The following is a 15,744-nucleotide window of genomic DNA, read 5'->3' on the forward strand; positions in this document are numbered from 1 at the left end:
CGATTCTACGCGAGCGGCGCCTCCACTCTGAGCGCGGCGCGAAGCTCTTCCTTCGCACGCTGATACCGCCCGCGAGCGGTGGATGCCGGGATGCCCAGCAGATTGGCGGCTTGCGCCAGGCTCAGCCGCTCCCAGTGCACGAGACGGACGAGCTCAGCGAGGTCCGGATCGAGGCGGCTGATGGCATCGCGCACCTCCGTGCCTTCGTCCGCGGCGGGGGCCGTCGGCGACTCGCGCAGCTGCAGTCGGATGCGGTCAGCCAGCGCCCATCGCCGTCTCTGCCCTCGCTGGTGGTTCAGCAGCGTGCCGCGCGCGATGCCGAACAGCCACATGCGGGCGCGTTCGCTGTCGTCCGGCAGTTCTCGCACACGCCGCCACGCGACGACCATCGTCTCGCCGAGCAGATCCGGCGCATCGTCAGGGCCGACGCGACGCTCGAGATAGGCAAGGAGGTCGGATGCTGAAGACTCGAGCGCACGCGTCAGTCGCGCGTCATCGTGACGGGTCACTCCTCTGCGCCCTCTCCACCCCAGTCCTCACCCTCGCAGTGCAGCTGACTGTGTGAATCCGTTCCCTCGAGATCGCCATCGCCGCTGTCGTAGCCGTGGGCCCTCAGTTCCTCGTGCAGCGCCGTGGCTAGTGCCTGATCGTGCGCGAGCCACGCGTCGAGATCTGCGGAACGCGGGTCCGTGCTGGCCTCGGGATCGTTCGCGTGGCCTTCTTCGATCGTCGTCATGACGTCGGCGAGGTAGCGCTGGGCCGCGGCCTCCACGTCGGTGTTCGCGAACCATTCGTCGATGATGCGGTTGACGTCCGCCCGGATGAACGGGTTGTGCGTGTCGAACCCGCTGTAGCGGATCTCGCACTGCCCCCAGCTCGGTGACGTGTAGCTGTAGCTCCGATCCGGGTTCTCCAGTCCTGGGCTCCACAGCCAATCTGAGTTCGCCGTCGCGATTCCGGCACCGCCGATGAGCAGGGCTGCCAGCGCTCCGCTCAGCAGTGTGACACGACGCCGGGAGCGTTTCGGCGGGCGCGCCGTGTCACGGGCATCCGCCGCCATCTGCGCGAGCGCAGCGTCGCGGCCGCTCCCCCGGTCGGCGATAGGCGGTGCAGCGTGTTCGAGCAGGGCATCGATCGGATCAGACATGAGAGCCTCCTTCAACGGGTTCTGCTCATGACCTGTCCGGCTGGCGCGGAAGTGTCCGATCAGCCCCACGGAAGATCGTGGATGCTGCGCAGGGCCTGATCGAACTGCGCCTCGAGCGACGCCTGACCAGCGCCCTGCTCGGCCCACACGCGCAGAGACGACAGCAGTGCGGTCGCAAGAGCGGAGCCGAGGATCTCGGCGCGGACCCGGTCGATGCCGGAGCTGCGGGCGGTCGCTGCGATAGCCGACGAGATGCGAGCGTGACGCAGTCCGGTGTCGCGCAACAGCTCCGTCTCGACGCCCATAGCGCTGGCGTTGCGCAGCGCGAGTGCCAGTGGGTCGGGAGCGAGATCGCGCACGACGGGCTCCAGCGCCGCGCGGACCGCCGGGCCGTCGGCATCCGTCCCCAACGCGGCCAGCGCGACCAGCGCGCTGTCGATCCGCGCGTCGAGGCCCGACCAGATGACATCGCTCTTCGACGAGAAGTAGTTGAAGAAGCTCGACCGGCTGACACCGGCACGACGGGTGATATCGGCGACCGAGGTCGCGTCGTAACCCTGCTCCAGGAAGAGCTCGCAGGCGGCTTCGGCCAGCGTCTCCCGCGACGACGCGCGGGGACGTCCGGTGCGCGGCTCGGATTCCATAGCGCTCAGCGTAGCTGTGCGCGTCGCTCGCCGACGGCACACGATCGGCGTATGCTGAGCCCTGCACTATTTTTGGACAGCATCCAACAACTCGGAAGGCATCGTCGATGCTCGACATCCAGACTCCCGGTCTCGCACCCGACTACGTTCCCTACCTTGACGGCTGGGAACTGCAGCGCAGCATCCACCACGAGGTCGTGGCCGGCACCCGACCGGACACCCTGCTGCTCCTCGAGCACGAGGCCGTCTACACCGCGGGCAAGCGCACGGAACCGCACGAGCGCCCGCAGGACGGCACTCCTGTCGTCGACGTCGACCGCGGTGGCAAGATCACCTGGCACGGACCTGGCCAGCTCGTGGGCTATCCGATCGTGCAACTGCCCGAGCCGATGGACGTCGTCGCGCACGTGCGTCGCCTGGAGCGCCTGCTCATCAGCATCCTGAAGCCGCTCGGCGTCGACGGCTACCAGGTCGACGGGCGCAGCGGAGTCTGGGTACGCCGCCCACTCAGCGAGGACAAGGTCGCCGCGATCGGAGTGCGCGTCCAGCAGGGTGTGACGATGCACGGCTTCGCGATCAATTGCGACAACTCACTCGCCGGCTTCCGCGGCATCATCCCCTGCGGGATCACGGACGCCGGTGTGACCACCGTCAGCGAGGTGATCGGAGAGGATGTGCGCCCGGCCGACATCCTGCAGGCCGTGTCCGACGCTTTCAAGACCGAGTACTCCGCCATCGGCACCGACAGCAGCGAGGAGGTCGCCGCGTGAGCGCCGCCCACCCCGACGGACGCAAGCTGCTGCGTCTCGAGATCCGCAACTCCGAGACCCCCATCGAGCGCAAGCCCGAGTGGATCCGCACCAAGGCGAAGATGGGCCCCGAGTATCAGGCGCTGCACTCGCTGGTGAAGAGCGAAGACCTGCACACGGTATGTCAGGAAGCGGGCTGCCCGAACATCTACGAGTGCTGGGAGGACCGTGAGGCGACGTTCCTCATCGGCGGTTCCCAGTGCACCCGCCGCTGCGACTTCTGCCAGATCGACACCGGCAAACCCGCCGCCTACGACACCGACGAGCCGCGACGCGTCGCCGAGAGCGTCACCCGCATGGGCCTGCGGTACGCCACGGTCACGAGCGTCGCGCGCGACGACCTTCCCGACACGGGCGCCTGGCTCAACGCCGAGACCGTGCGGCAGATCCACGCGCAGAATCCGAACACCGGGGTCGAGCTGCTCGCCAACGACCACAGCGGAAACCCCGACTACCTGGGGCAGATCTTCGACGCCCGCCCCGAGGTCTTCGCGCACAACGTCGAGACGGTGCCGCGCATCTTCCGGCGCATCCGCCCCGCCTTCACCTACGAGCGGTCGTTGAATGTCATCACGCAGGGACACGAGGCCGGCCTCATCACGAAGTCGAACCTCATTCTCGGCATGGGCGAAGAGCCCGCCGAGGTTATCGAAGCGCTGCAGGACCTCCGCGACGCCGGCTGCGACATCATCACCATCACGCAGTACCTGCGCCCGTCGCCGCGGCACCTGCCGGTCGCACGCTGGGTCAAGCCGGACGAGTTCGTCGAGTTCAAGGCCGAGGCCGAGAGGATCGGCTTCCTCGGTGTGCTCGCCGGTCCCCTCGTGCGCTCGTCTTACCGCGCAGGCCGTCTGTGGGCTCAGTCGATGACGTCGAAGGGGCGGGAGATCCCGCCTCACCTGGCGCACATCGCCGAGGGCATGGAACTGGGCTTCGCGCAGGCCGTCTAGACGGTCTCCGCTTGACCGGGCGCTGTGGGCGTGGAGGGGCCACGCGCCCCGAGGCTCCGGGCAGCGCGCCAGCGCTGTCTGGAGTGGGCGTGGGGATCAGTCGGCGCTCATCACCGACAGCACGGCGCCGTCGGAGCCGAGGTTGACCAGCAGCACGTCATCGGTGTTGTCGACGTCGAGCGCGTACTCGAGCACCGCGAACGGCTCGATGCCGCCGTGCTCGTCGGCGAGGATCGTCATGCTGGCCAGGCGCAGCGAGCGGATGATGTCGACTGCGGCATCGCCGCTGATGTCGACCAGCACATCCTCGAGCTCGTCGCCGTAGGTCTCCTGCTGCTGCAGGATGTATTCCGTCACCTCGCTGGTGCGGTCATCGACCTCGGTCAGCATCGCGCCACGCACCGTGGCATCCAGGTCTTCGAGGCCCGCGATGAGTGCGGCGGCGGTGTCCAGCGCCGCCTGTGACACGTCGTCCTGGTCCGGCGCCGTCAGGTCGACGGTCACGATCTGGTCGCCGAACTCGACCCGCTCGGTCCAGAAGATGGCCCCATCCGGCCCTGAGGAGAGGACGCCGAAGTAGTCGTGTTCGATTGCCATATCGCTATGAAACCAGCCTCTGTGCCGACGCGGTAGTCCTACGCGCCGACGAGCGACTGAACGAACACGTGCGGGGTGAATCCGGTGAGGTCGTCGATGCCCTCGCCCTGCCCGAGGAGCTTCACCGGGATGCCCGTGCGCTCCTGAACCGCCAGCACGAAACCGCCCTTGGCGGAGCCGTCGAGCTTGGTGATGACCAGACCGGTGACCCCCGCGTGCTGCAGGAAGGCCTCTGCCTGCATGACGCCGTTCTGGCCGGTGGTCGCATCGAGCACCAGCAGCACCTCGCTGATGGGCGCCTGCTTCTCGATCACTCGACGCACCTTGGACAGCTCGTCCATCAGGCCGGCCTTGGTGTGCAGGCGGCCTGCGGTGTCGATGATCGCGATCTCGATGGCGTTGTTCTTCGCGTACTCGACGGTCTGGAAGGCGACGGATGCCGGATCCTGCCCTTCGTGCTGGGGTCGCATGATGGCCGCTCCCCCACGCTGCGCCCAGGTGGCGAGCTGCTCGACGGCGGCGGCGCGGAACGTGTCGGCGGCGCCGACGACCACGCTGCGCTCGAACCCGCGCAGGAACTTCGTGAACTTGCCGATGGTCGTGGTCTTGCCGACGCCGTTGACGCCCACGACGAGCACGACCGCCGGGCGCTCGGTGAGCTTGAGGGTGGTGTCGAATTTCGCGAAGCGCTCTTCGAGCGTCTCGCGCAGCATCCGCTGCAGATCTCTCGGGTCGGTCGTGCGGTATCGGTCGACCTTGTCGTGCAGCTCGTCGATCAGCTGCTCGGTGATGTCGGGGCCGAAGTCCGCGGTGATGAGTGCGGTCTCGAGGTCCTCCCACGTCGTCTCATCGATCGTGGGCTTGACGAACATGCCGCGCAGTGCGCGACCGAGGGACCAGGACTTCTCCGCCATGACTCCAGCCTACGATGGCGGGATGACTCTCCGACGCCTGTACGTCCACGGCGCCGGGCGCCGAGGCGCACTGGCATCCGACACCACGACGCACGTCGTGCTCACCGGCGCCGCGCACCGGGCACAGGACGCGCCCGGGTTCGGCGCCGTCGTCGCCGCTTTCGAATCCGAACTCATGCGTGCCTGAACAGTGATGGAACCGCGGCCCATCGGCGTGTCGGATGACGACACGCCGCCGGGGCCGACCAGCGTCAGTGATCAGGACCGCGATGACATCAGGAGGCTGCCGCAGCGCGGTCTCCGACCCGCTGACCGACTACGGCCGACACGCCATCCTGGCGCATCGACACGCCGTACAGGGCGTCGGCGATCTCCATGGTGCGCTTCTGGTGCGTGATCACCAGCAGCTGCGAGCTCTCGCGCAGCTGCTCGAACACCGTGAGCAGTCGGCCGAGGTTGGCGTCGTCGAGCGCCGCCTCGACCTCGTCGAGGATGTAGAACGGGCTTGGCCTCGCCTTGAAGATCGCGACCAGCAGTGCCACCGCCGCGAGCGATCTCTCACCACCGGAGAGCAGCGACAGACGCTCGATCTTCTTGCCGACCGGGCGGACAGCCACCTCGATTCCCGTGGTGAGCATGTCGTCCGGGTTGGTCAGCGAGATGCTGCCAGAGCCACCGGGGAACAGCAGCGGGAACACCTCGGTGAACGCCTGCCTGGTGTCTTCGAAAGCGCTCGCGAAGATCGTCTCCATGCGCTCGTCAAGTTCGGCGATGATCGTCAGGAGATCCTGTCGGGTCTTGGTCAGGTCGGCCAGCTGCTCGGTGAGGAAGGCGTGTCGCTGCTCCAGAGCCGCGAACTCCTCCAGGGCGAGCGGGTTGACGCGGCCCAGCTGCGCGAGCTTGCGCTCAGCATCCTTCAGACGGCGCTCCTGAATGCGCCGGTCGAACGGGATCGCCGAGTCGTCGTCGCCCTCCTCCGCACCCGGATCGCGTGGAACCGGCTGATCCGGACCATATTCCGCAACGAGAATATCTTCATCGAGCGCGAGTTCGGATGCCACTCGATCCAGCAGGCTGGTCAGATGCAGCTTCTTCTCATGGATCTGCAGCTCAAGCCCGTGCACGCTCTCCGTGAGACCGGCGAGGCGCTCGCGCAGCGAGCCCTCCTGCGCGCGCAGCACAGTCAGCTCCTCGTTGTGCGCTGAGCGCTCGGCTTCGGCGGCCGTCAGCGCGACCCGCGACTCGGTGACGGAGCGATCCAGTGAGTCGAGCACCCGCGGCAGCTCCTCGGCCACTGCGGACGCCGCCGCGCGCTGAGCGCGCCGGATGACGGCGCGACGGGCGGCCTCGGCAGCGGCATCCCGCTCCTGCTCGCGCTGCCGCTCCAGGCCAACGACGCGGGCCTGAGCCGCGCGCACGCGTTCACGCAGCGTCTCGATCTCGAGCCGTGCGCGCACCTCGCCCTCGCGAGCGCTCTCCAGCGCCTCGAGAAGTCCGTCACGCGCCGATGCGTCCAGCACGGGGCGCGGCTCCGCCTCGGACGACTCGAACTCCTCCTTCGCGGACGCCGCCGCCTTCTCGGCATCCGACACCGCGGCCTGCGCCTGCGCGAGCCCGGACTCGAGTCGCTCGCATTCCGCCGTCGCAGCCTCATGCTGGACCGTGACCCGGTTGACCTGCTCCGCGTGCGTGGCGAGGGCTGCATCGTGCTCACGGAGAGCGCGCAGTGCGTCCTTCGAGCGACGACGGGCGTCCTCGACACGATCGGTGGCGTCGGTGCGCGCTTCGCGCAGGCTGTCGACGATGACCCGCACCTCCGTCAGGCGCTCCGTCGCCGCATCGCGCTCTGCGGCGAGCTCGAGCCGCGAGGTCTCCCCAGAGCCCGCGCGCAGCGTGTGCGCGGTGATCACCTCGCCGTCCTTCGTGACGATCGTGGTGCGTTCGTCGCCGAGCGCGTCGAGTGCAGCCCGTGCGCTGCGGGCGACATCGAGGTCGTCGGCGATCAGCACCGAAGCGAGGATGGCGCGGATGCCGTGCGGCGCCTCCACCACCTCGGATGCCGCGACGGTTCCGGTGACGGCGGCGGCGAGGGCCTCCGGCACGACGGTACCCTCTGCGATCACGAAATCGACCGTTCCACGCGAGCCCTCCGCCACCAGCGCGAACGCGTCGTCGACACCGTCGACCAGCACGCCCTCAGCCAGTGGCCCCAGCACGGCGGCGACCGCGGCTTCGTACCCGGCGCGCACCTGCACCGCGTCTCCCACGAGGCCCCGCACTCCGGATGCCCCGGACGCGACGATCTCGGCCGCACCGCCCGACAGCGCGAGTGCGCTGCCGAGAGCCGCGGCCTTGGCCGTCAACGAGTCCGCCTCGCGCTCCGCGGCGTGCAGGCGCTCACGCAGCGAGTCCCGGTCGCTCTCTGCGGCCGCGACCTCCTTCTGCGCCTCCTCGTAGGCGGCGGTGTATTCGGCGGCTGTACCGTCAGGAGCCTCCGCGCCGTCGATCGCCTCCAGTGCCTCCGCCGCCTCGCGACGGCGGGTGTGCGCTGCCTCCAGCGCCTGCTCCTGGCGCAGCACGGCGCCGCGAACGGCGGCGAGAGCCGATGCTGCGGCATCCGCATTTCCACGCAGCGCGGACAGTCGCATGTCGTACTGCGAGACCAGCGCGCTCTGCTCGGCGATGTCGACGTCCAGTGTGTCGAGCTCCGCTCGCGCGTTGACGACCTCGCGGCTGGCGGTCGCAGCGGCATCCTGCGCATCGCCCAGCCCCTCCGAGATGCGGGTGATCTCGTCCTTGGCCTCGTCGATGGTGTCCTGAGTGACAGTGATCGCGGTGACCGCGTCGTCCTCCTCGGTGCCGAGCAGGGCGAGGCGCTGGTTCGCGAGGGTGTAGAGCCCTCGCATCCGCTCCTGCGCCTGCTCGAGCGCGAACGCGACGCGACGCGCCTCGTCGACGGCGGCGGAGTTCTGCTCCTGCTCGAGCCGCTGGATGCCGATGCGCACAGCATCCGCCTGCTCGGAGAGCACGAGTCGCTCGGTGTGGCGCTCCTGCTCGGTGCGGGTGTGGTCGGCCACTGCGGTGCGGAGCGCCACCACGTCATCCGCGAAGATGCGCGCCTTCGCGTCGCGCACCATGGCGGCGATCGTCTGCGCCTCCCGCGCGATCTCGGCCTGTCGACCGAGCGGCTTCAGCTGCCGTCGGATCTCTCCGGCGAGGTCGCTCAGGCGGGTGAGGTTGGCCTCCATCGCGTCGAGTTTGCGCAGCGTCTTCTCTTTGCGGCGCCGGTGCTTGAGTATGCCGGCGGCTTCTTCGATGAAGCCGCGGCGATCCTCAGGCGAAGCCTGCAGGACGGTGTCGAGGCGTCCCTGACCGACGATCACGTGCATCTCGCGGCCGAGGCCGGAATCGCTGAGCAGCTCCTGCACATCGAGCAGACGGCAGCTCGAGCCGTTGATGGCGTACTCGCTGGATCCGCTGCGGAACAGGGTCCGGCTGATCGTGACCTCGGCATACTCGATCGGCAGCGCGCCGTCGCTGTTGTCGATCGTCAGCTGCACCTCGGCGCGCCCGAGCGGGCCCCGGGTGGACGTGCCGGCGAAGATGACGTCCTCCATCTTGCCGCCGCGCAGCGTCTTGGCGCCCTGCTCGCCCATCACCCAGGCCAGGGCGTCGACGACATTCGACTTGCCCGAGCCGTTCGGGCCGACGATGCACGTGACGCCCGGTTCGAACACGAAGCTCGTCGGCTGCGCGAACGACTTGAAGCCCTTCAGCGTGAGGCTCTTCAGATGCATGCAGGCGCCCTCGGGGTCAGGTGAATCACGCCCACACGCTACCGGAATCACGCCGAACGACGAGGATCCCGCGCGGTGCGACAGCAGGATGACGCACTTCGCGACACGCCGAAGGCTGAGAAAATGCTTGACGCGGGGGTCGCGCATCACTAACGTGATCTCTCGTTCATATGAGAGGAGGTCACCGATGATGATCACGAAGTCTGACGCCCGGTTCGATACCGCGTCGCACGTGCCAGCGCTAGCCGCCATCTCGGTGACCTTCGCCAACGTGCTCGGCTAGAACCGAACCGCCTCTCCCGATCTCTCGGACGCCACGCGTCCGATCGACGATCCACGTCTCCGCTCTGCACGCGGTCGACGCTCCGCCCGTTCTCCGGGCCGCACCGATGCCCCTCCCGGATCCGTCCGCTCGGCATCTCTCCCCGCTGACGACCGCATGTCGCGCGGTCCAGCGCTGACGATCTTCGCATCGCCAATCCCATCAAGTAGAAAGCGCACATATCGTGAGCACCACTCTGCTGACCGATCACCGGCAGCTGAACACGTCCATCCATCCACCGGATACCGAGGATCGCAAGATCCTCACCATCCCCGACAGGGAGGGCCGGCAGCGACTTTCACTCGCCGACCGTCTGAGCCTCCACATCGGCCTCTGGCTGCTGCACCGCAGCCTGCGCGCCGAGCGCTCACGCGCAGAGGGCGCACCGGATCTGCAGTACCTGCAGCTCCAGATGCTCGAACAGCACCAGGCTGTCGCGCTGCTGACCTACGGCCTGCAGCGCGGCATGTACTGATCGCCGGAGTCGACGAGGAGAGACGCAGATGACCATCACCCTTCCCGCAGGTGCGACCCTGCATCCGCTCGAGCTTCCGGCCCGGGCGGATGCGGGGCCCACCCCGCTCATCCGCGAGTACGCGGCCGTGCGCAACGCCGCGATTGTCGAGGAGACCGGCCGAGACGACGACGCGCAGACCGCGGAGTCGCTGCTGCCGATGCTCTACGGAGACGCCGACATGACCCGCCGACAGTGGTACATCCGGATCGACGGCGAGATGGCGGGGTGCGTCGCGTTGAACGTCTTCCAGGACGACAGCGCGACCACGGCCATCGGCACCATCGCTCTGCTCAGGGCGCATTGGAGCCAGGGCATCGGCACCGCTGCCCTGTCGTTCGTCGAGGAGCGAGCCCGCGATGCGAGCGTGCGGAAGCTCCTGTGCTGGAACGAGCATCACTCCGACGGGTCTGATGAGCTGCTGCCCTCCCCCACCGGTTTCGGTGCAGTGCCCCTCGATCACTCGGCTCGCTTCCTGCAGCGGCACGGATTCCGACTTGAGCAGGTCGAGCGCGCCAGCGAGCTGATCTGGGGCTCGAACACGGCCGCGCACCTGGAGCAGCTTCAGCGCGATGCCGAGCTGCACGCGGAGCGATACCGCGTCGTGCAGTGGATGCTGCCGACGCCCGATGAGCATCTCGACGGGTACGCGTGGCTGAAGTCGCGCATGTCGACGGACGTTCCCGACGCCGAGCTCGGAATGCCGATCGAGAAGTGGGACGCCGAACGCGTCCGACGACACGACGCGCGCTATGCGGCACGTGGTGCACGAGTCCAGGTGACCGCCGCCGAGCGGATCGACACCGGCGAACTGTGCGCCTTCAACGAACTGGCGATCGTCGGCGATGAGACTGCGAAGACCGACCAGGAGGACACCCTCGTGCTCTCGGACCACCGCGGCCACCGCCTCGGGATGCTCGTGAAGACCGCCGGCCTTCGACGCTGGCACCAGAACCATCCGCACTCACCTCGCGTCGTCACGTACAACGCCGAGGAGAACCGTCCCATGCTCTCCATCAACGAAGCCATCGGCTTCACCCCTGTCGCCTACGAAGGCGCCTGGCGGAAGGACCTCGCGTGAACACCCTCACGACCACGAACACGACCACGACGGCGCCCGCGCTGACGATCGCCGAGATGCGCGTACCTGCTCGCCTCGACGACGCGGATGCGGCGGACTTCCACGCCGCCGTCGCGCTGAACAACGCGATCTGCCTCAGCGATTCCGGGCTGGATGACTTCGCCAGCACGGCCGAGGAGATGCTGCCTCGGTGGCGGACGAACGCCGACCACGTCACGCGCACGCTGCTTGCGCGGGAGGGCGGCGCGATCGTCGGCGCCGCGGTGCTCGGCTACGGCGTCGCAGAGCCCACCAGCGCCGAGGTCGACCTGATGGTGCTGCCTGAGCACTGGGGCCGGGGCATCGAGCAGGCGCTGCTCGACCGGGTGGAGTCGGAGGTGCGGATGCTGGGGCGCATGGTCCTGCAGGCCTGGACGCTGCACCGTGCCGATGCGGCCACCGGACCGCTGGTCCCGCGGACCGGCTGGGGACGGCTCACCGCGACGCCGCACGCGCAGCTGCTGGCCGACAGCGGCTTCACGCTCGAACAGGTCGAGCGCAGCAGCGTCTACGATCTGCAGGCGGACCACGCCCCGGTCGAGACGATGCTCGCCGCAGCGCTCGCTGTCGCCGGCGCCGATTACCGGGTCGTCGAATGGACGCTGCCGACTCCGCCACACCTGCGCGACGGGTATGCATGGGCGCTGTCGCGCATGTCGACGGATGCTCCCAGCGGCGGACTGGAGGTGGACGAGGAGACCTGGGACGCCGAGCGGATCTCCCGTCGTGACGCGCGGATCCTCGATGGCGGGCAGAGGATGTCGGTCGTCGCGGTCGAACACGTGCCGACGGGTGTGCTCGCGGCCTTCAACGAGCTCGCGATCGGCGCCGATCTCACCGGCGTGACGCACCAGTACTGCACGCTGGTGCTGAAGGAGCACCGCGGGCACAGGCTCGGCCAGATCGTGAAGTGCGCGAACATCGTGCGATGGCGCGGGATCGCACCGGAGTCTCCCCGCATCAGCACGTTCAACGCTGAGGAGAACCGGCCGATGCTCGACATCAACGAGGCGATGGGCTTCCGCCCGAGCTCGTACGCCGGTGCCTGGCAGAAGAAGCTCGACTGACGAAGGAATGAGCGTCGATCATCCCCGAGGATGACCCGCAGCACGCGGGATCGTCCTCGGGGCCGACGACTTCGCGCGCGCATCGCACGAGGCTGGAGGCATGAACGATCCGATCCTGCTCGCACACTCACTCACCAAGGCTTACGCGTCGACCCGGGCACTCGCCGGTGTCGACGTCGCCGTGCAGCGCGGCGAGTCACTGGCGATCATGGGCGCATCCGGTTCTGGGAAGACGACTCTGCTGCATGTGCTCGCAGGGATCATCGCGCCGGACGCCGGCGCCGTCACGTTCACACCCGCCTCGGGCGTCAGCGTGGAGGTGGCACGCATGTCCGAGACGAAGCGCTCGCAGCTGCGGCGCGAGCGCTTCGGTTTCGTGTTCCAGCAGGGACTTCTGATCCCCGAGCTGACGGCCGTCGAGAACGTCGCCCTCGCGCTGATGATCAACGGCGTGCGCCGCGCCGAGGCCACCGTGCAGGCCGTCGCCTGGCTGCACTCCCTGGGCCTCGCCGGTATGGAGGATCGCCGCATCGGTGAGCTCTCCGGCGGTCAAGCCCAGCGCGTGGCGATCGCCCGCGCGCAGGTCACCGGTGCCGAGCTGATCTTCGCGGACGAGCCGACCGGCGCGCTGGACTCCATCACCTCGTCAGAGGTGATGGATGCCCTGCTCTGGTCGACCACGAGCCAGGGTCGCACGCTGGTGGTCGTGACACACGATGAGCAGGTGGCCGCCCGATGCTCCCGCGTGCTGCTGATGAGCGACGGTGCGATCGTGCGCTCGGAGGTGTCCGCATGAACATCGCCGTATTGAGGATGCTGCTGCGGCCCGAGAAGGGACAGGCCGCGACAGTGATCCTCCCCGGGATCGCCTTCGCGGTGGTCTCGGCTCTGAGCCTCACCATCATCGGCGGCGCGCAGACGTTCTGGACCTGGCGGGATGACTACGCCCCGGTCTACCAGGCCTTGGCCGGCATCGCGCTGGCCCTGCTCGTGATGCCCCTGGCGTCGCTCGGCGGTGCGGCCGCTCGGCTTTCGGCGCGGCGCCGCGATGAGCGCCTGTCGACGCTGCGGCTTCTCGGCGTGACGCCGTTCGGCGTGGGCGTGGCGACGATCGTCGAATCCACGCTGATCGCCACGGCCGGTGTGCTGGTGGGCACCGCCGTGTATCTCGCGGCTGTGCCTGCGATCGGACTCATCCCGTTCCGTGGAGAGGCCCTGGGCGCGGACGCGGTTCTGCTGCCCCCTGGGGTGCTCGCGCTGGTCGGGCTCGGCGCGGTGCTGCTTGCGATCGTGAGCGCCGCGCTCGGGCTGCGTCGCGTCGTCATCTCGCCGCTCGGTGTGCGGATGCGTGCGCAGACCGGAACGGCGCACTGGATGCGCGCTGCGGCGGCCGCCGTTCTGCTGGCCGTCGCCGTCCTCGCCGCGCAGGCCGTTCCGTCCCTGGCGGGTGTCGTCGCGATCGCCGTGATCCTCGCTGCGCTGTTCGGCGGCACGGTAACGCTGCTGAACCTCGCCGGCCCGTGGGTGCTGAAGGTCATCGCGAAGCGTCAGGTGCGACGGGCGGCGACGCCTGAGCGGCTGCTCGCAGCGCGTTCCGTGCTGGAGTCGCCGAAGCGCGCCTGGCGGCAGGTCGGCGGTCTCGCGATGGCGAGCTTCATGGCGGTGTTCGCCGGCACGGGTGTGTCACTGATGGATCTGATGGGCACTGCGGATGCCGCACCGGAGCAGCTCGCGCTCGCCGTCGATATGCGGACCGGACTGATCATCACGCTGGTGGCCTCATTCCTGATGGTGGCAGCGTCGGTGGGTGTGACGCAGGCGTCGGATGCCCTCGATCAGCGGCCCCTGCACCGCAGCCTGCATCAGCTGGGCGTGCCGATGAAGACCGTCGACGCGGCCCGCCGTCGGGCGATCATGTCGCCGCTGCTGGTGACGACGCTGGGCTCCGCCCTGTGTGCGGCGGCCGTGATCTTCCCGCTGCTGGGTCTCACCCTGATCATTGCACCGGTGTCGCTGATGACCATCGCCGGGGTGCTCGGCGTCGGCATCCTGATCGTCTGGGCGAGTACCCGTGCCACTCGGCCGCTGCTGCGTCCGGCGTTCGCCGAGGCATGACCGTCACTGCGCCGCTTGACGGACCCCGCCGGCGCCGCGGATAGCATGTGGGGATGGCCGGAGCGACTGTGGATCCCGATTGGCACGCGGCGACCGACCCGAGGACTCCCCCGCAGCAGCTGGCTGACATCGCCGCACGCCGCTGGGATCTGCACGCGGTGATCTCCGCGCATCCGCAGGCATACCCGGAGCTGCGGCGATGGATGGCACAGGTGGATCCGGGCGGCGATCACACGGCACAGGCGATGCCTCTCACCCCTGTGCGGCGCCCGCGGCGCGGGATCGGATGGTGGTTCGCCGGGTGCGGGTGTCTCGCTGTGGCCGGCGTTCTGGTTGTGGTGATCGCGCTGCTCGGAGGTGTCGGTGCAGCACTGCAGCAGGACGGTGGATCCCGGCCCGAGGCCGGCAGTGTGCCCGCACCCGCGCCCGAGCCCGCGAACGACGCGGTCGCCGAGCAGCTGGCGATCTTCGAATCCGAGCGGGCGAGGTACCACCAGCTGGTGGCGGAGCTCGATGGCAACCCGGTCGCGCCGCTCGTCACGCAGCTCGATTTCATGGAGCGCGTCGAGCGTGAGGCTGCGGTGCCGGGCATCTCCGAGATCGCCGCGCGCTCGGTGGCGGAGCGCGCTCGTGAGTTCCGGGAAGAGCTCGAGGCGGAGGTCACCGCGGCAGAGGCGCGCCGAGCCAACGCTTCCGGCACGCTCACGGAACAGCTCGTCGATGAGGCCGGCGACGGTTTCATCGACGTCCGCTGGGATGCGACATCCGCCTGCGATGCAGCTGGAGAAGGCGAGCTCACCACCGGCTGCGTGGTCACCGGTGATCCGCTCACGATCCACCTGCAGTCAGAGAGCGCCGCCAGCGGCGACTGGGAGCGCAGGATGGTGGTGGCGCACGAGCTCGCGCATGTCTACCAGCATGCGGATGCCCGCCGGTTCGACGACGGCAAGGGGGATGCGGACCGTCTGGTCGAGCAGGGCATGTTCCAGGGCAGCGACGAGAAGATGGCGGACTGCTACGCGCTCACCTATTACGACGAGCACACCCTCACCAACGGCAGCGTGACGCTGGGATACGGGTACGTTTGCAACGCGTCGGAGCGTCAAGCGATCCGCGAGTGGGCCGCCGAGGTCAACGCTCCGATGCCGAACTGACGTTTTCGGCAAAGGAGCACATCATGGGCAAACTCATCTACTCGATGATCACTTCACTCGACGGCTATGCCGAGGCGACGGAAGGCGGTCTCGGCAGAGGTGCCGAGGACGAGGAGGTGCACACCTTCATCGGGGACCTCTTCAGGGACGTCGGCACGTTCCTCTACGGCCGGCGCATGTACGAGACGATGGTCTTCTGGGAGACCGCGCACGCCGATCCGGATGCCCCGCCGCATATCGTGCAGTACGCCCGCGACTGGCAGGCCGCGCAGAAGATCGTGTACTCCAAGACCCTGCAGTCGGCGTCGAGCGCGAAGACTCGGATAGAACGGGAATTCAACCCGGATGCCGTGCGTGCCCTCAAGGCCGAATCCGATCGCGACATCACCGTGGACGGCCCGAACCTCGCAGCCCAGGCGATCGCTGCCGATCTGGTCGACGAATACCACCTGCTCATCACGACGAGCGTGGTCGGCGGCGGCAAGCGCTTCTTCCCCGACGGTATCCGCCTCGACCTCGACCTGGTCCAGGAGCGGGCGTTCGACAGCGGGCTGATCTACGCGCACTACCGAACCCGCTGATGCGCCGCGCAGG

16 protein-coding genes are annotated in these 15,744 nt (G+C 68.6%); 10 read left to right on the plus strand and 6 right to left on the minus strand.

Features of this window, described 5'->3' with window-relative positions:
• Positions 1-5: 5 nt before the first annotated feature.
• Genes ACQUSX_RS02785 through ACQUSX_RS02795 form a run of 3 tightly spaced genes read right to left on the minus strand, consistent with a single transcriptional unit; the run spans position 6 to position 1,791 of the window.
• Positions 6-509: an RNA polymerase sigma factor gene (locus ACQUSX_RS02785; protein WP_428905440.1), complete on the minus strand. Its 504-nt coding sequence runs from the start codon at positions 507-509 to the stop codon at positions 6-8.
• Entirely contained in the window at positions 506-1,147 is a 642-nt protein-coding gene (locus tag ACQUSX_RS02790; RefSeq protein ID WP_428905441.1) for a hypothetical protein, read from the minus strand. The genes ACQUSX_RS02785 and ACQUSX_RS02790 overlap by 4 nt, the downstream gene beginning before the upstream one ends.
• Positions 1,148-1,206: 59 nt before the next feature.
• Positions 1,207-1,791 carry a TetR/AcrR family transcriptional regulator gene (locus tag ACQUSX_RS02795; RefSeq protein WP_428905442.1) on the minus strand — a complete coding sequence of 195 codons (585 nt, stop codon included), beginning with the start codon at positions 1,789-1,791 and terminating at the stop codon, positions 1,207-1,209.
• Between the two features lie 68 nt (positions 1,792-1,859).
• Here ACQUSX_RS02795 and lipB point away from each other — a divergent pair, with 68 nt between their 5' ends.
• A complete protein-coding gene (gene lipB, locus ACQUSX_RS02800; RefSeq protein WP_428907577.1) occupies positions 1,860-2,561 on the plus strand; it encodes a lipoyl(octanoyl) transferase LipB in 702 nt (233 codons plus the stop codon).
• Positions 2,558-3,550 (plus strand): lipoyl synthase, encoded by a 993-nt coding sequence (gene lipA / locus ACQUSX_RS02805; RefSeq protein WP_428905443.1) that lies wholly within the window; start codon positions 2,558-2,560, stop codon positions 3,548-3,550. The genes lipB and lipA overlap by 4 nt, the downstream gene beginning before the upstream one ends.
• A 96-nt stretch (positions 3,551-3,646) precedes the next feature.
• On the opposite strand, the gene ACQUSX_RS02810 is transcribed toward lipA, so the two are convergent.
• Together ACQUSX_RS02810 and ftsY are read right to left on the minus strand one after the other, a co-directional pair.
• Positions 3,647-4,147: a DUF2004 domain-containing protein gene (locus tag ACQUSX_RS02810; RefSeq protein ID WP_428905444.1), complete on the minus strand. Its 501-nt coding sequence runs from the start codon at positions 4,145-4,147 to the stop codon at positions 3,647-3,649.
• Positions 4,148-4,185: 38 nt separating this feature from the next.
• Positions 4,186-5,061, minus strand: a complete 876-nt coding sequence (gene ftsY / locus ACQUSX_RS02815) for a signal recognition particle-docking protein FtsY (protein WP_428905445.1) — start codon at positions 5,059-5,061, stop codon at positions 4,186-4,188.
• Between the two features lie 22 nt (positions 5,062-5,083).
• On the opposite strand from ftsY, the gene ACQUSX_RS02820 reads away from it, so the two are divergent.
• Positions 5,084-5,248 (plus strand): hypothetical protein, encoded by a 165-nt coding sequence (locus tag ACQUSX_RS02820; protein ID WP_428905446.1) that lies wholly within the window; start codon positions 5,084-5,086, stop codon positions 5,246-5,248.
• Positions 5,249-5,336: 88 nt separating this feature from the next.
• Here the strand turns inward: ACQUSX_RS02820 and smc are convergent, their stop codons facing one another.
• Entirely contained in the window at positions 5,337-8,858 is a 3,522-nt protein-coding gene (gene smc, locus ACQUSX_RS02825) for a chromosome segregation protein SMC (RefSeq protein ID WP_428905447.1), read from the minus strand.
• A 506-nt stretch (positions 8,859-9,364) separates the two neighbouring features.
• Here smc and ACQUSX_RS02830 point away from each other — a divergent pair.
• From ACQUSX_RS02830 to ACQUSX_RS02860, 7 genes are all read left to right on the plus strand, one after another.
• The gene (locus ACQUSX_RS02830; protein ID WP_428905448.1) at positions 9,365-9,655 is read left to right on the plus strand and encodes a hypothetical protein; all 291 of its coding nucleotides are present in this window, start codon (positions 9,365-9,367) and stop codon (positions 9,653-9,655) included.
• A gap of 28 nt (positions 9,656-9,683) precedes the next feature.
• The gene (locus tag ACQUSX_RS02835; RefSeq protein ID WP_428905449.1) at positions 9,684-10,775 is read left to right on the plus strand and encodes a GNAT family N-acetyltransferase; all 1,092 of its coding nucleotides are present in this window, start codon (positions 9,684-9,686) and stop codon (positions 10,773-10,775) included.
• Complete coding sequence (locus tag ACQUSX_RS02840) at positions 10,772-11,881, plus strand: GNAT family N-acetyltransferase (RefSeq protein ID WP_428905450.1); 1,110 nt, start codon at positions 10,772-10,774, stop codon at positions 11,879-11,881. Before ACQUSX_RS02835 ends, ACQUSX_RS02840 begins: the two co-directional genes overlap by 4 nt.
• A 100-nt stretch (positions 11,882-11,981) precedes the next feature.
• On the plus strand, positions 11,982-12,677 hold the full coding sequence (locus ACQUSX_RS02845; protein ID WP_428905451.1) for an ABC transporter ATP-binding protein: 696 nt from the start codon (positions 11,982-11,984) through the stop codon (positions 12,675-12,677).
• On the plus strand, positions 12,674-13,996 hold the full coding sequence (locus ACQUSX_RS02850) for a permease (protein ID WP_428905452.1): 1,323 nt from the start codon (positions 12,674-12,676) through the stop codon (positions 13,994-13,996). Before ACQUSX_RS02845 ends, ACQUSX_RS02850 begins: the two co-directional genes overlap by 4 nt.
• 53 nt (positions 13,997-14,049) lie before the next feature.
• The gene (locus ACQUSX_RS02855; RefSeq protein WP_428905453.1) at positions 14,050-15,150 is read left to right on the plus strand and encodes a variant leucine-rich repeat-containing protein; all 1,101 of its coding nucleotides are present in this window, start codon (positions 14,050-14,052) and stop codon (positions 15,148-15,150) included.
• 23 nt (positions 15,151-15,173) lie between these two features.
• Positions 15,174-15,731 carry a dihydrofolate reductase family protein gene (locus ACQUSX_RS02860; protein WP_428905454.1) on the plus strand — a complete coding sequence of 186 codons (558 nt, stop codon included), beginning with the start codon at positions 15,174-15,176 and terminating at the stop codon, positions 15,729-15,731.
• The last annotated feature ends 13 nt before the right edge of the window (positions 15,732-15,744 follow it).

It is taken from the genome of Microbacterium alcoholitolerans, assembly GCF_050408615.1.
Lineage (GTDB): Bacteria > Actinomycetota > Actinomycetes > Actinomycetales > Microbacteriaceae > Microbacterium.

Coding starts and splice junctions, on each gene's coding strand:
- smc (WP_428905447.1), bottom strand. CDS start 8,858: ATGCATCTGAAGAGCCTCACGCTGAAGGGCTTCAAGTCGTTCGCGCAG.
- ftsY (WP_428905445.1), bottom strand. CDS start 5,061: ATGGCGGAGAAGTCCTGGTCCCTCGGTCGCGCACTGCGCGGCATGTTC.
- ACQUSX_RS02795 (WP_428905442.1), bottom strand. CDS start 1,791: ATGGAATCCGAGCCGCGCACCGGACGTCCCCGCGCGTCGTCGCGGGAG.
- ACQUSX_RS02855 (WP_428905453.1), top strand. CDS start 14,050: ATGGCCGGAGCGACTGTGGATCCCGATTGGCACGCGGCGACCGACCCG.
- ACQUSX_RS02850 (WP_428905452.1), top strand. CDS start 12,674: ATGAACATCGCCGTATTGAGGATGCTGCTGCGGCCCGAGAAGGGACAG.
- ACQUSX_RS02810 (WP_428905444.1), bottom strand. CDS start 4,147: ATGGCAATCGAACACGACTACTTCGGCGTCCTCTCCTCAGGGCCGGAT.
- ACQUSX_RS02860 (WP_428905454.1), top strand. CDS start 15,174: ATGGGCAAACTCATCTACTCGATGATCACTTCACTCGACGGCTATGCC.
- ACQUSX_RS02820 (WP_428905446.1), top strand. CDS start 5,084: ATGACTCTCCGACGCCTGTACGTCCACGGCGCCGGGCGCCGAGGCGCA.
- ACQUSX_RS02845 (WP_428905451.1), top strand. CDS start 11,982: ATGAACGATCCGATCCTGCTCGCACACTCACTCACCAAGGCTTACGCG.
- ACQUSX_RS02835 (WP_428905449.1), top strand. CDS start 9,684: ATGACCATCACCCTTCCCGCAGGTGCGACCCTGCATCCGCTCGAGCTT.
- ACQUSX_RS02790 (WP_428905441.1), bottom strand. CDS start 1,147: ATGTCTGATCCGATCGATGCCCTGCTCGAACACGCTGCACCGCCTATC.